The following is a 14,217-nucleotide window of genomic DNA, read 5'->3' as shown; positions in this document are numbered from 1 at the left end:
CTACGCACAAAAAGCTTACCGCCATGGGGCTGCTCATTGCAATCGGAATTGTATTTGGTGACATTGGAACGTCCCCACTCTATGTCATGCGCACCATATTGCGGGCTAATCCTCACTTCGATGCTAACTATATCTTGGGTGCAGTGTCGTGTATTATTTGGACATTAACACTTCAAACGACGCTGAAATATGTGATTGTAGCCCTCAGAGCCGATAATAAAGGTGAGGGAGGTGTACTTGCGCTCTTCACCTTAATCCGCAAACGAGGCTACCGTTGGCTATTTATTGTGGCCATACTTGGGGCAAGTACGTTGATTGCTGATGGGGTTATTACGCCTGCAATCACTGTAACCTCAGCAATAGAAGGACTACATGGGCTATCAACGGATATTCCTATTGTACCTATTGTGCTGTTTATCATCTCAACAGTATTCTTTATTCAACGCTTTGGAACGGGCTCTATTGGCACCTATTTTGGGCCATTCATGTTGGTTTGGTTCTTACTTTTGGGAATATTGGGTATGATTCACGTCGTGGATTACCCCTATATCATCAAAGCATTCAACCCATATTATGCCATAAAACTACTGGCTTCAAGCCCCGAATGGTTCTTAATTCTCGGTGCAGTGTTCCTTTGTACAACAGGAGCTGAGGCACTTTACTCTGATCTTGGGCACTGCGGACGACGCAATATCACGATAAGTTGGATCTTCGTTAAAGTCATGCTCATCCTCAACTACATGGGACAAGGCGCATATATTGTTAGTCATTCTGCATCCATGCACACGGGAATCAACCCTTTTTACGCCATCATGCCCAACTGGTTACTTATCCCTGGTATCATCATGGCTACCGGAGCAGCTATCATTGCCAGTCAAGCGCTCATCAGTGGATGCTTTACTATCTTCAGCGAAGCAGTCCATTTAAACTTCTGGCCGACGATGAAGTTCAAGTATCCTTCAGTAGATAAGGGGCAAATCTATATCCCACGAATTAATAATCTGCTTTATATTCTGTGCATCATCACCGTACTTCTCTTCCAAACTTCAGCCCACATGGAAGCTGCTTACGGGCTATCCATCACCATAACCATGCTCACAACAACGGTTATGTTGGCTGTATATCTGAAACAACGCTTCACCCCACATTGGCTCGTTATTGCCTTCTTGCTGGTCTATCTCCTTATAGAAGGCTTCTTCTTCCTTGCAAACCTCACAAAGTTTGCACATGGAGGTTGGTTCACAATCATGTTGGCTCTCATCGCAGGTAGCACGATGTATATCTGGTATCGCGCATGGAACATTCGACGGAAATACTTGAAATTCAAGAAACTTTCAGACTATTATGACATCATTCGCGACCTAAAGGCAGATGAAACCATACCTAAATATGCCACAAATCTTGTCTATATACGGCAGTCTGACAGCGATGATATGGTAGAAGACAAGCTCATTTATTCTATCATCAACAAGCAACCTAAACGCGCCGACCATTATTTCTTAGTGCATTTCAGCAATGATGATGCGCCCGACACACTGAATTATACGTGCCACGAGCTGATAGAACAAACATTATATGCCATCAACATACGCGTAGGTTATCGTGTAAATCCATTGATGACACTATATCTTCGCCAGATTGTTGAAGACCTCATTGCACAACATCGCTTTGATATTCGAAGCTGCTATCCCTCACTTCGCAAGCACAATATAGCCGGAGATTTCCGCTTTATCGTTCTACATCGCATCTATTATGCATCAACAGTCGTGAGCGCTTCAGACAATTTCATGCTACATCTCTTTGGCTTCATCCGCCACATCGGTATCGACGACGAGCAAGCCTTAGGCTTAGACACGAGTAATGTAACTGTAGAGCGAGTGCCATTTGTCATCAACAATAAATACAAGCAACGCATCACACGATGTGAATAAACGCAGGGTGTGAGCGTCATTATGCTTAACCATCTGCCTTATACATTTCAATGATTCACTCTTATTTTAGAGGCCATCAATCAGCAAGCTGAATATCGCGATTTCAAAGCGTTATTTTCACCAAACAAAATCAATCATTTTGCGCGTCAATATGAATGAAAACATCGCGCAAAATGATTGAGATTAGAGTGCGATTCCATAGAAACAAGAAGATTTACAAATCTTTATCTCAAAATCGTAGCGCCCAAAAGACAAGAGGTAAAGATTGATAGTCGCACAAAGTTCACATAATAAGCCAACAATAATTCTATCACTTTTTTGTGTACAAGCACTTGATTTTGTTCCCTATATTTTGTAACTTTGCTATCGAGAACAATACAATCATCAAGAAAAATTTAAAACAAAATCATCTCAAACACCAACATTCATGAAACAACAACCAACAAACCACGACCTCACACGCTGCGCTTGGGCCAACAGTCACCCCCTCTTACAACAATATCATGACGAAGAATGGGGCGTACCTGTACACGATGATAGCCTTCTTTTCATGTATTTGCTGATGGAATCCATGTCGTGTGGTTTGTCATGGTTACTGATGTTGAAGAAAAAAGAGATTTTCCGCACCTGTTTTGCAAACTTCGATTACAAGGTTGTTGCCACGTTTTCGACCGATGATATTGATCAGATTTTGTCAACAGAAGGAATGATTCACAGCGAACGAAAGGTGAAAGCTATGGTCGAAAACGCTCGTGCATTCTGCCAAGTACGCAAAGAATACGGCTCGTTTGATGCCTATATATGGAGCTTTACGAAAGGAAAATCAAAACAATATGCTTCACATCAGCAACATCCCTGCGTGAGAAATACGCTCAGTGACCATGTTGCGAAAGACTTAAAAAAGCGTGGTTTCAAATATGTTGGAACGATAATCATTTATAGTTTCCTACAAGCCATTGGCATAATCAACGACCATGAGCACACATGTTTCCGCTATTCTAAGGATTAAAAGTTAGCTTTGGGCCGAGAAATTCATTGAAAAGATTTGCATATTTCGATATTTTTCACGAATATTGCAAAAGAAATTAACTTAAACTGTGAGGCGCTTTTACGCCTGACAGCACACCTATTATTAAACACCTAACTATGAAAAAGAAACTGTTTACGCTTTTGTTGCTTGCAATTTCACTATCCGTGCATGCACAACACTTCATTAAAGATGCCGCTTTCAGGCAAAAAGTAGAGGCTGCATGGAAACAAAAGATGGACCTCATTGGCTGGAAATATTGGGAAGATAAAGGTCAGAAAGCCACTCCAGAAGAGGAAGAAGCGTTGAAGTTCCTATATGCTTACATGCCCATTGCAGACGCAACAGACTATCCAAAGGCTTATCATCTCAAGAATGTACAGACTGCTTTCCGCACACAAAAAGAGATTGCATGGGGTAAACAGATTCCAGAGTTGTTGTTCAGGCACTTTGTTTTGCCGATGCGTGTAAACAATGAACCCTTAGATAGCTCACGCGCTATCTTCTATAATGAATTAAAAGAGCGCGTGAAAGGAAAGTCGATGAAAGACGCAATCTTGGAAGTTAACCACTGGTGTCACGAGAAAGTAACCTATGAACCCTCTGATGCACGAACCTCTTCTCCGCTTCAATCTATCCTGACTGGACGCGGACGATGTGGTGAAGAGAGTACATTCACCGTGAGTGCACTACGTGCTATTGGTATACCTGCACGCCAAGTGTACACTCCCCGCTGGGCACACACCGACGATAATCATGCTTGGGTCGAGGCGTGGGCTGATGGAAAGTGGTATTTTCTCGGTGCATGTGAGCCCGAACCCGTGTTGAATTTAGCCTGGTTTAATGCTCCTGCATCACGTGCAATGCTGATGCACACACGTGCATTTGGTGATTATAGAGGTCCGGAAGAAGTGATGTTGCGCACTAACAACTTTACAGAAATCAATCTCATTGACAATTATGGCAGTACGGGAAGAATTGATTTTAAGGTTGTTGACAAACAAGGCAAGCCCGTTTCTGATGCAAGAGTAGACTTCAAAATCTACAATTATGCAGAGTTTTACACTGCCGCTTCTAAATATACGAATAAGAATGGACAGACATTTCTTTCTGCCGGAAAAGGCGATATGTTTGTATGGGCATCTAAAAATGGGCAGTATGGCTATGCAAAAGCCTCTTTTGGAAAAGATAAAAACATCACTATCAAACTTTCTTATGACGAGAAACATCCGGGAAAAGATAGCAATTTAGACATTGTTCCCCCAAAAGAAAATGTGCAAATACCTGAAGTTTCAGAAGCAGAACGGGCGCAAAACAATAAGCGTTTGACTGAAGAAGACGCCATTCGCAATAATTATATCGCCACCTTTCCTACGCAAGAGAGCATGAAAGACTATGCTATTCCAGAGGCAACACCTTATATTATCAAGGCACGTGGCAACTGGAGAACGATTAAAGCGTTTGTGGAGAAACACTCTACTGACCGCAAACGTGCCATAGAACTATTGAGTACACTAAGTGACAAGGATCTCCGCGACATGCCAATGTACATATTAGACGATAACATGAGTGCTCCAAGTAACCAACTTTCGCCTCGTGTTGAAAGCGAGTTAATATTGAAACCGTTCAAGAACTACTTTGCAAAAGTGTTTGATAAAGAGGCAGAAGCATTCAGAAAAAATCCTTCTTTGCTCGTAACTTGGATTAAAGAGAATATAAAAATGAATCCAGACATTCATGCAATGAGGATTCCTCAAACCCCAATCAGCGTGTGGGAAAGCCGAGTTACAGATGCTCGTAGCCGTGATATCTTCTTTGTTGATGTAGCAAGAAGCCTTGGAATTGAAGCACGAATAGACCCAGTTACCTGGAAACTACAATATAAAAAAGGTGGTAATTGGGTAGATGTAGACTTCGATTCGGCTACAGAACAAGTGGCAAAGACAGGCACACTTGTCTTAAAATACAAACCAACAGAGTACTTAGATGACCCAAAATACTACACCCATTTCACGATAAGTAAGATTGTAAATGGGCGTACTTGGCTCATGAACTTTGATGAAGGACAGGTTGATATGGGCGGAGGCACTACCTGGGCAAACATCTTTAAGAAAGGCGCTACATTGGATGAAGGAACCTATATGTTGGTTTCGGGACAAAGAATGGCTGATGGTAGCGTGATGGCACATAAATGTTTCTTCACCATTAATCCTGGAAAGACAACTGTTTTAGACCTTGTTATTCGCCAAGAAACCGAGGGTGTGAAGGTGATTGGTAACTTCAACAGTGAAGATTTGTTTGAAAAAGACGGAAAAGAGGTTTCAATTCTTAGCCAAACCGGACGAGGATATTATGTTTTAGGCATTCTTGGCGTAGGACAAGAACCTACCAACCATGCACTACATGACATCGTAAAGATGAAAGAAAAATTAGAAAAATGGGGGCGGCCAATGGTATTGTTATTCACAAACGAAGCCGAAAAAGAGAAATTTGAAACCCAAAAGGCTGAATTTGGAAGCCTACCTCAGAAAACAATCTTCGGCATTGATAAAGATGGAGCCATTCAAAAGGAGATTGTAAGAGAAATGAAACTGCAGAATAAAAACCAATTACCATTATTCATTATCGCTGATACCTTCAATCGAGTGGTATTCATTTCGCAAGGATATACCATCGGATTAGGCGAACAATTGGTGAAAACAAGCAGTAAATTATAAGCATAAAACATGATTGAGACAAACAAATTTGAATTTGAGATCTGTGCCAACAGCGTTGAAAGCTGTATTGCTGCTCAACAAGCTGGCGCAGATCGCGTTGAACTTTGCATGGGAATCCCTGAAGGAGGAACCACTCCTTCGTATGGAGAGATTCAAATGGCGAGGGATTTACTTAGAGAAACGAAGTTGCATGTCATTATTCGTAATCGTGGAGGAGACTTTCTTTATACCCAAAGAGAGTTGGAACGCATGGCCATGGATATCGATTTGTGTCGTAAAATAGGTGTAGATGGAGTTGTATTTGGCTGTTTAACAGCGGAAGGTGATGTAGATAACGGCGCCAATAGGTTCTTATTAGAACATGCAACAGGTATGAGCACAACATTTCATCGGGCATTCGATTGCTGTAAAGAGCCACTTAAAAACATAGAATCAGTGATTTCATTAGGCTTCAACAGGGTGTTAACCTCAGGACAACAGGCTACTGCAGAGATGGGTATTCCCCTACTCCATCAATTAAACAATGTTGTGGGAGACCGAATCATCATTATGGCTGGCTGTGGTGTAAATGAAAACAATATTAAAAAGATTCAGAAGGAGACTGGCGTCCGTGCTTTTCACTTTTCAGCTCGTGAGCCTAAGAAAAGTCAAATGAAGTATTCTAATCCCTCAGTATTTATGGGTAATGCGGACTTTGATGAGGATACGATTTTTGAAACAACGATAAATCGGGTGAGAAAAACAATACATGCGCTTCGAGATTAAGCAGAACACTATGTAAGAAATATATAAACAGATTATCAAAGCAAGCCAACCATTATATCCATAGATTCACATAAACAATATGATGAAGCCTAAGAGATGGAACAAAGCACAGAAATCCCTACTATTGTTATATTTAATGGTGGGCTATGCTTTATCCGTGAGTGCACAAAACATAGTGAATGGAAGAGTTATAGACGAGCATAACCAAGGAGCCGAAGCTGCAATTGTCATGCTTTTTACCCAACCAGATAGTATTCTTTCGGCAACAACACTCACCGACAGCAAAGGAATGTTCTCATTACAACCACGGAAAGGCACGTTCCTTCTATGTGTAAGGATGCTCGGCTACAAAGAGATAAAAAGGGAAATTACTATCCATGAAGATATGGATATTCCCGATTTGCAATTAGAACCAGACGATATTATCTTGAAAAATGTTGTCATAACAGCACGTAAATCTCAACCAATGATAAGTTCGTCTAATGGGAAAACACAGATTAATGTGGCACAAACTTATCTCACAGATATAGGAGATGCACTGGATGTTTTGAAGCATTCTCCAGGTATTTCTGTAAATAATAAGGGCGACATTTCCCTGTCATCACTCGGAGGAACTGCCATATATGTCAATGGAAAGAAACTTATGTTGCAAGGTGAAGAGCTGTCAGCTTACTTGCGTACCCTACCCTCATCAAGAATCTCTAAGATAGAGATCTCTCCCAATCCAAATGCATATTATGGAACAGAAGGGGCTGGAGGCATTATCAATATCATTCTGAAAACGACAGAGAAATCAGGCATTTTCCTAACTACTTCACATAGCATTGCCTATTGGGAAAACGTAAAACAAAACTCTGATATCACATTATCTTATAACACAAACAAATGGCAATTAGGACTAAACTACAATCATAGTATAGGGCATCATGCCATGGATTATGGCTATGAGAAGATTCAAAATGGAGATAAAAGTTTGTCAGAAACAAAGGATACTGATAAAAGAAATACATATTCAACAGGCTTTGACTTTACTTGGCAGCCCAATCTGAAGAACAAATTATCATTGAATAGTACGATGAACCTGCTTGTTGGCCCAGGCTTAACAGAGACAACAACAGGAGTTTATCAAGGGACTTCAGTATTGGATTGTATCTTAAAAGCTCGCAACGAGTATCTAAAACAGAAAACGATTCGATATAGTAATAGTGCGAACTATCTATACCAACCCTCAGAAAAAAAGCAGTTAGCACTTTCGGCAGACTGGACCCACTTTGACGGTAAAGCCCAATGCGAACAGCCTAACACTTATTTTTCACCAACAAATACGCTTATTCGTTCAGATTTGTTTTATTCTCAACCAGATAAAGACATTGACATTTATGCCTTGTTAGCTGATTATAAGTGTAATCCTAATGCACAGAGTGAGTGGCTGATGGGTATTAAGACTTCGCTTATCAAAAGTAACAACACCTTTCTTTTCAAGAGAAATGAGACGATAGACCTACAACGTTCAAATAAATTTGAGTACAACGAACATAATATTGAAGGCTACACGCAATATACTCATACTTGGAATAAATTGGAATTTAGTGCTGGTTTGCGTATAGAATATATGTATACCTTTAATAAATTAAGCGCTTATAGCAATCATAAAATAGAAGAAAACAACAGAAAAGAATTGCGTTTATTCCCCAACATGGCTGTATCTTATACTATCAATGACAAGAATAAATTAGCCCTTTTATATAGTAGAAGGCAAGATAAGCCACGATATGAAGATCTTAATCCCTTTGAATATTTGCTTGATGAACTCTCCTATTGGAAAGGAAATCCTTTCCTCAAGCCGCAGATTAGTAACAAAATAACGTTGAACTATACGCGGAAAAGTTTGTCCTTCAACTTATACTATAATAAACTCAATGACTATTTCGCTTCACTTACAGACGCTTTTGAGAGCAACAAGACTATAATGACAACGAAAAACATTGGAACACAACAACAAATTGGACTGGAAGCAACGTTCTCTAAACATCTAAATTCTTGGTGGAATTTTAGTACGAATATAGGAATTTACTACTTTGTGAATAAGTTGGATTATGAGAATTATAAACAAGAATATAAGCGTCCATCATGTTCTTTCTCTGCAAATAGTAACATTCTCCTGCCTTGGGGGATAAACTTTGAACTCTCCGGACGATACTATTCAAAGCGACAAGGAGGGAGTTATGAAGTGAGTATGTCCACAGGGAGCATTGATTTAGGCCTTAACAAGAGTTGGTCTGATGGTTGCGTCCGGCTTTCAATACTGATGACCGATGTCTTACATACAGAGCGTTGGGATAGTTATGGAGTGAAAAATGCCCTAAATCTCTCGTCATGGGGATATGGAGAAAGTCGTAAAATCATCCTACGCCTTAGCTATAGCTTTGGTAAACAGAAACTCAATAAAGTGGAGAAAAGTATTAAAGAATTAGACAGATTATAAGGATACCATAAGTATCTCATCGGACATTATTATAAAACGCAGAATTCTATTCCTTAGAAAACAAATTAAAGAAACTTCAAAAAAGTTTTCAAAACATTTGGTTATCTCAAAAATAGTTATTACCTTTGCATCGCTTTTACAATAAAGCATTTGGTTACTATCCATTGGAGAGATGGTAGAGTGGTCGATTACAACGGTCTTGAAAACCGTCGTGCTGAGAGGCACCGGGGGTTCGAATCCCTCTCTCTCCGCTAATAGGCTTTAAAAGGTCTTCACAAGGGTCTTCATTTTAGCCTTCAAAAATTAGATAATCGTTGTAAAATCAAGGTTTTACAACGATTTTTCTTTGTATATACCTTCATTGCCTGACGGCATAACCCTATATTTTGACAGTCATCATTCGGTCAATTTCTGCTACATAAACTGCTACACAAAAATTGTAGCAGCAAAAAATGTAGCAGTGACGGGATTTTGAATACCAAATTGAAGGCATCAATTCTTTCTGTTTCAGTATGTTATATATTAACTTTGCAGCCGAGTGCTACACAAAAGAATGATGCATTATGAGAACAAATTTCAAGGTATCCTTCTACCTACGCTCAAACTATGAGAACAAAGAAGGAAAGTCGCCTGTAATGCTCCGTGTATTCCTTAACGGAGAGATGTCAAATTTTGGATCTACGAAAATCTTCGTGGACAAGATAGTATGGAATAATGCCACAAGTCGGCTCAAAGGTCGGACGGCTGAAGCTTTATCCGCCAATGCCGCATTGGACTCTATTTCTGTTACACTGAATAACATCTATCACAAATTTGAGGACGACTCCTCCATGTCATTGGAGAAAATCCGATCTTATTTTGTGGGAAAAGACAGGGAGTATACAACTTTCCTCCCTGTATTCGACAGATTCAACGAAGACATCAGGCAACGCGTCGGACACACCATCAGCAAAGACAGCCTACAAAAGTACAGTGTTTTGAGAAGACATTTCTCAGAGTTCCTTATCCATAAATATGGAAGGAAGGATATAGGACTCACAGAGTTCACGCCATCCGTGGTACAGGATTTTGAGTTGTATCTGAGCACGGTGGCAGGCTGCGCTTACAACACGTCTGTCAAGAAAATGAAGGCACTCAAGACCGTAACCATCTATGCGCAAAAACGTGGTTATCTTCTTCACGACCCCTTCCTCAATCATCGTTTTCACTTGGAGCCAGTTAATCGTGGTTTTCTCACGGATGAGGAAATTATGAAGATAGCCAACAAGGAACTTGCTATTCAACGCTTGGAGTTAGTAAGGGATGTTTTCATCTTTTCATGTTTCACAGGTCTAGCATATATTGATGTTTCCAATCTCAGACCGGACAATATCGTAACACTTGATGATAAGCAGTGGATTATGACCAAGAGGCAGAAAACAAGCGTGGAAACCAATGTGTTGCTTCTCGATATTCCCAGAAGTATCATAGCCAAGTACAGTCATAAGACCTATCGGGACGGCAAACTATTTCCCATCCTAACGAATCAAAAAACCAACGCATATTTAAAAGAAATTGCCGACCTTTGCGGTGTCAAGAAGAATCTGACCTTCCATCTTGCCCGGCATACATTTGCGACCATGTCGCTCAGCAAGGGCGTTCCTATGGAAAGTGTGTCTAAGATGTTGGGGCATACCAACATTAAAACGACACAAATTTATGCTCGCATTACCAATAAGAAAATAGAACACGATATGGAACAGTTGGCTGGCAAGTTAGACAAGTTCAAAGTTGCTATGGGCATCAACTCAAAATAATGTACAATCCTAAACCAAGAAGATTATGACAACAACAAAGAAAGAGCTTTCCTACTTCCGTTTGAAGTTAGAGAACTACCTCAGTGAGCATTTCCCAGAAATGATGAGTGACAACCCATTCATAACGGCAAGAGCAGATGAATCCCTTACTACCTATTGTGATGCAGTGGCACAGGGCTTCTCGCATCCCGAAGCTGAGACAATGGCAAGTGAAGTCTTATACCAGGGTTTGCACTTTTCCAAGTATGACACGCTTGTATCTGTCTTAGAGAATGAGTTCGAGAAAGAACTCCCTTCTCCTCTTCCTGAAAGACTAACACCAATGCTTCTGAAGAATAAGGCTGTGCAAAGCGTTTTCGACAAGTATGAACTGACAGACGACTTTGGGGCGAGTCCAGAGTATGAGAAACTCTACACCGAACTGACAGGGACAATCGTTCTGCTTATAGAGGTTAATGGCCTGCCAACCGTCGATAGTGAGAACATGACTTGATGTAACACCATCGGGAGCTTTTGTAGTTTCAAGAGCCAAGATAACCACTCTTCTCCACACACCAATAGTTTTACAAACACTTGGCTTTGTGTGGAAGAGTATCTTGTTATTACTCTTGAAACTATAAAAAGCTCCGATATGAATACAATCATCATGAATCAAGATGTCCACACACCTGCCTTCATCAAGGCAGACGCATCGAACAAAAGCGATAATATCAAGCTGCAGCCGACTTCTCTCAAGCAAGTCCGCCGTTTCGGTTGGACACGCTTCATTGAACTCGCTATCCTGCTTTCCGTCGTTATCGGTGCCATTTGGCTTATCTCAAAGATTGTAACGCCGCAAGTCGTAACTGCCGTTTCTGTCATTGCAGGTTTTCTGATACTACGCTTTATAGTCAGGGTAATTCTAAAAGTGACAATTACGCTGCTGAGCATTCTCTTCTGGCTGGCAATTCTCTGTGCCATCCTGCTTTTCGTGCTTTGAGAAGCACGGCTCTGTAATACCTTTCATGTTATTTCATTAGGTGGTTATCTCGCATATTGAGATAGCCACCTTTTCTATTTTCCACTACGAGCGTTGCACTTTCGCTTCCTTTCCAATGCTCCACAATATGCGAAATGAAGAAGACGGATGCTGTTCCCTTTTTATCCGCAAAGGTAGTACGAGGCTTGTGGCTTTCAAAAGGTCTATACCGCTTGGTTTGTCTGGAAAATCTCCACACCTACGGGTTGTATTTTCCGCCAAAACCTTGTGTAAGCCTGCCCCGCTACCTCTTTTTTGCTACAAAAAGGAATCAGCATACTCCGATCTTTGGACGCATAAAAAAATGTCGCTATGGATAAGCAAAAAGTAAATACAACATCTTCGATGAACAGAAAAGGATATAGCTCCTCCTCTCATTACCGCATTAATCCTGTGGTTGGAAAAAGTGAGCAAGTGTTGGCAATTAAGTTTGTACAATGGGACGTTCCCCCTTTGGAGAGCCTTTGTAACAGCAAAGTATATATCCTGCGTGTGAAACTCAATCGTGGTGAGCGAATGAGCCGTGAGGAAAAGAATTGGCTTGCCGAAACGGTGAACACCAATACCTACTTCCGTACAGCCGTTCCACTAATGGGTTATCGCTTTGACTTCTTTGATGTACTGAAGAAATACCTTGTCAATCAGTACGGACAATGGACAGAGTATTACACACCCGACAGAACAAGCCTAAGAGCCTACCTATATGGGCGCATCAATCAAATAGTAGAAATCCCTAAATACTAAGCAATATGAAAGGAACAGAACATTTCACACGGACAATAGCCGAGTATCTCAATCAGCGTGCTATAACAGACCCCTTGTTTGCCCCTAACTTGATGAAGCCGAACAAGAATATCGAAGAGTGCATCACCTACATTCTTAATGAAGTGCAGAAAAGCGGTTGTAACGGCTTTGATGATGATGAAATCTTCTCTATGGCTGTTCACTACTATGATGAGGACGATATAGAGGTCGGCAAGGCTGTTTCTTGCCAAGTAGCCGTTAATCACGTTGTAGAACTCACAGAGGAAGAAAAAGCCGAAGCAAGGCAGGAAGCCATTAAGCAATATCAGCGTGAGGAACTTGCCAAGATACAGAGCCGTAACGCACGAGTGAAAAAAACCGAGAACGTAGCAACCCAAGTACAACCATCACTATTTGATTTTTAAGCCTATGAAACCGAGAAACAAATTTGAAAAGGCAGTTTTGGAACAAAGCAAGTATCTTCGCCCGATAACCAAGACACAAAGTAAGTGGGCATTCCGTGAGTGCATAGACCACTTCGCCTACCGACTGCCCAAAGGTCGCACCACTTGTATGGATTGTGGGCATAGTTGGATAATGAACAAACATAGAGAAACTTGCACTTGCCCTCATTGCAGGGCAAAGTTGCAGGTCAAGGAAACATACGAGCGCAAGTTGCATCAGAAGCAGTATTTCACCCTACTTACCACTTGCGGAGAGTTTCAAGTATTACGTATGTTCCTACTTATCGTGGGTATGGAGAAAGGTTACAAAGCTCAGACCTCCATAATTGAGATTGGGCAATATTGGTGGAATATGCAGGGACGAAAAACTGTGGTTGCCATACAGAGAGTATTGGGACACTATGTTGATACCTTTTCCTATTATAGTCCTATGGCAATACGCAACGATAATGAAGCCTATCAGCATATTGCCTACTCACCGATATATCCGAAGTTCAAGGTTACAGACATACTTCGCAGAAATGGTTTTAAGGATAATTTCTATGGCATCGTGCCTACCCAGCTTATTCCTGCATTGCTTACAGACAGCCGTGTGGAAACATTGTTAAAAGCAGGTCGCACAGACCACTTACGTTACTTTCTTGGTAACAGGAGGACTTTTGAGGAACTATGGCAGTCCTACAAGATAGCAGTCCGTAACGGCTATGAGATAGCAGACATTTCTCTTTGGAATGATTATGTAGATACACTTAGAAGATTAGGTAAGGATATTCATAATCCAAAATATTTATGCCCCACAGACCTTAAAGCCGAACACGACCGCAGGCACGAGGAACTTCTCAGAGTGCGTGAAAGGGAAGAGATAGAACAGAAGCAGCAGAAGGCTATGGAAGATGAAAAACGTTTCAAGGAACTCAAATCCAAGTTTTTCGGTATCTGTTTCACGGACGGCACTATTCAAGTCCACGTATTAGAGAGCGTGCAGGAACATTTAGAAGAAGGTGTATCAATGCACCATTGTGTGTTTTCCAACGCCTATTATCTCAAGGAGGACTCCCTTATCCTTTCGGCTACCATTGAAGGCAAGCGGATAGAGACCATTGAAGTATCATTAAGAACTTTGGAGGTGGTGCAAAGTCGTGGGGTGTGCAACAAGAATACAGAATATCACGAGCAGATAATAAACCTTGTCAATGCCAATCGAGGTCTTATAAGCCGAAGAATGAAAGCTACAGCATAAAGTATGAACCATTAAATTATCAGAGCTATG

At 41.0% G+C, this 14,217-nt stretch carries 11 protein-coding genes and 1 tRNA gene; all 12 read left to right on the top strand.

Features of this window, described 5'->3' with window-relative positions; genetic code table 11:
* Nucleotides 1-1,931 (top strand): KUP/HAK/KT family potassium transporter (locus HMPREF9420_RS00060; RefSeq protein WP_007133307.1); only part of this gene is annotated, 1,931 nt, incomplete at its 5' end.
* A gap of 427 nt (nucleotides 1,932-2,358) precedes the next feature.
* Nucleotides 2,359-2,940 carry a DNA-3-methyladenine glycosylase I gene (locus HMPREF9420_RS00055; protein ID WP_007133306.1) on the top strand — a complete coding sequence of 194 codons (582 nt, stop codon included), beginning with the start codon at nucleotides 2,359-2,361 and terminating at the stop codon, nucleotides 2,938-2,940.
* 137 nt (nucleotides 2,941-3,077) lie between these two features.
* Nucleotides 3,078-5,675, top strand: coding sequence for a transglutaminase-like domain-containing protein (locus HMPREF9420_RS00050; protein ID WP_007133305.1), 2,598 nt, complete (start codon nucleotides 3,078-3,080; stop codon nucleotides 5,673-5,675).
* Between the two features lie 9 nt (nucleotides 5,676-5,684).
* Nucleotides 5,685-6,440, top strand: a complete 756-nt coding sequence (locus HMPREF9420_RS00045) for a copper homeostasis protein CutC (RefSeq protein ID WP_007133304.1) — start codon at nucleotides 5,685-5,687, stop codon at nucleotides 6,438-6,440.
* A gap of 79 nt (nucleotides 6,441-6,519) precedes the next feature.
* Nucleotides 6,520-8,925 carry a TonB-dependent receptor gene (locus HMPREF9420_RS00040; protein WP_007133303.1) on the top strand — a complete coding sequence of 802 codons (2,406 nt, stop codon included), beginning with the start codon at nucleotides 6,520-6,522 and terminating at the stop codon, nucleotides 8,923-8,925.
* Nucleotides 8,926-9,091: 166 nt separating this feature from the next.
* Nucleotides 9,092-9,176: transfer RNA gene (locus HMPREF9420_RS00035), tRNA-Ser, on the top strand.
* Between the two features lie 312 nt (nucleotides 9,177-9,488).
* Nucleotides 9,489-10,721, top strand: coding sequence for a site-specific integrase (locus tag HMPREF9420_RS00030; RefSeq protein WP_007133300.1), 1,233 nt, complete (start codon nucleotides 9,489-9,491; stop codon nucleotides 10,719-10,721).
* 25 nt (nucleotides 10,722-10,746) lie between these two features.
* Nucleotides 10,747-11,214, top strand: a complete 468-nt coding sequence (locus HMPREF9420_RS00025; protein ID WP_007133299.1) for a DUF1896 domain-containing protein — start codon at nucleotides 10,747-10,749, stop codon at nucleotides 11,212-11,214.
* A 138-nt stretch (nucleotides 11,215-11,352) separates the two neighbouring features.
* Nucleotides 11,353-11,700, top strand: coding sequence for a hypothetical protein (locus tag HMPREF9420_RS00020; protein ID WP_044078974.1), 348 nt, complete (start codon nucleotides 11,353-11,355; stop codon nucleotides 11,698-11,700).
* Between the two features lie 351 nt (nucleotides 11,701-12,051).
* A complete protein-coding gene (locus tag HMPREF9420_RS00015) occupies nucleotides 12,052-12,483 on the top strand; it encodes a hypothetical protein (protein ID WP_007133297.1) in 432 nt (143 codons plus the stop codon).
* A gap of 5 nt (nucleotides 12,484-12,488) precedes the next feature.
* Nucleotides 12,489-12,908 carry a PcfK-like family protein gene (locus HMPREF9420_RS00010; RefSeq protein WP_007133296.1) on the top strand — a complete coding sequence of 140 codons (420 nt, stop codon included), beginning with the start codon at nucleotides 12,489-12,491 and terminating at the stop codon, nucleotides 12,906-12,908.
* A 4-nt stretch (nucleotides 12,909-12,912) separates the two neighbouring features.
* The gene (locus HMPREF9420_RS00005) at nucleotides 12,913-14,187 is read left to right on the top strand and encodes a PcfJ domain-containing protein (protein ID WP_044078621.1); all 1,275 of its coding nucleotides are present in this window, start codon (nucleotides 12,913-12,915) and stop codon (nucleotides 14,185-14,187) included.
* The last annotated feature ends 30 nt before the right edge of the window (nucleotides 14,188-14,217 follow it).

Origin of the sequence: Segatella salivae DSM 15606 (assembly GCF_000185845.1) — a bacterium.
In the GTDB taxonomy this organism is placed as follows: Bacteria; Bacteroidota; Bacteroidia; order Bacteroidales; family Bacteroidaceae; genus Prevotella; species Prevotella salivae.
This window is presented reverse-complemented; position numbering and strand designations above follow the sequence as displayed.

Coding starts and splice junctions, on each gene's coding strand:
- HMPREF9420_RS00055 (WP_007133306.1), top strand. CDS start 2,359: ATGAAACAACAACCAACAAACCACGACCTCACACGCTGCGCTTGGGCC.
- HMPREF9420_RS00050 (WP_007133305.1), top strand. CDS start 3,078: ATGAAAAAGAAACTGTTTACGCTTTTGTTGCTTGCAATTTCACTATCC.
- HMPREF9420_RS00045 (WP_007133304.1), top strand. CDS start 5,685: ATGATTGAGACAAACAAATTTGAATTTGAGATCTGTGCCAACAGCGTT.
- HMPREF9420_RS00040 (WP_007133303.1), top strand. CDS start 6,520: ATGATGAAGCCTAAGAGATGGAACAAAGCACAGAAATCCCTACTATTG.
- HMPREF9420_RS00030 (WP_007133300.1), top strand. CDS start 9,489: ATGAGAACAAATTTCAAGGTATCCTTCTACCTACGCTCAAACTATGAG.
- HMPREF9420_RS00025 (WP_007133299.1), top strand. CDS start 10,747: ATGACAACAACAAAGAAAGAGCTTTCCTACTTCCGTTTGAAGTTAGAG.
- HMPREF9420_RS00020 (WP_044078974.1), top strand. CDS start 11,353: ATGAATACAATCATCATGAATCAAGATGTCCACACACCTGCCTTCATC.
- HMPREF9420_RS00015 (WP_007133297.1), top strand. CDS start 12,052: ATGGATAAGCAAAAAGTAAATACAACATCTTCGATGAACAGAAAAGGA.
- HMPREF9420_RS00010 (WP_007133296.1), top strand. CDS start 12,489: ATGAAAGGAACAGAACATTTCACACGGACAATAGCCGAGTATCTCAAT.
- HMPREF9420_RS00005 (WP_044078621.1), top strand. CDS start 12,913: ATGAAACCGAGAAACAAATTTGAAAAGGCAGTTTTGGAACAAAGCAAG.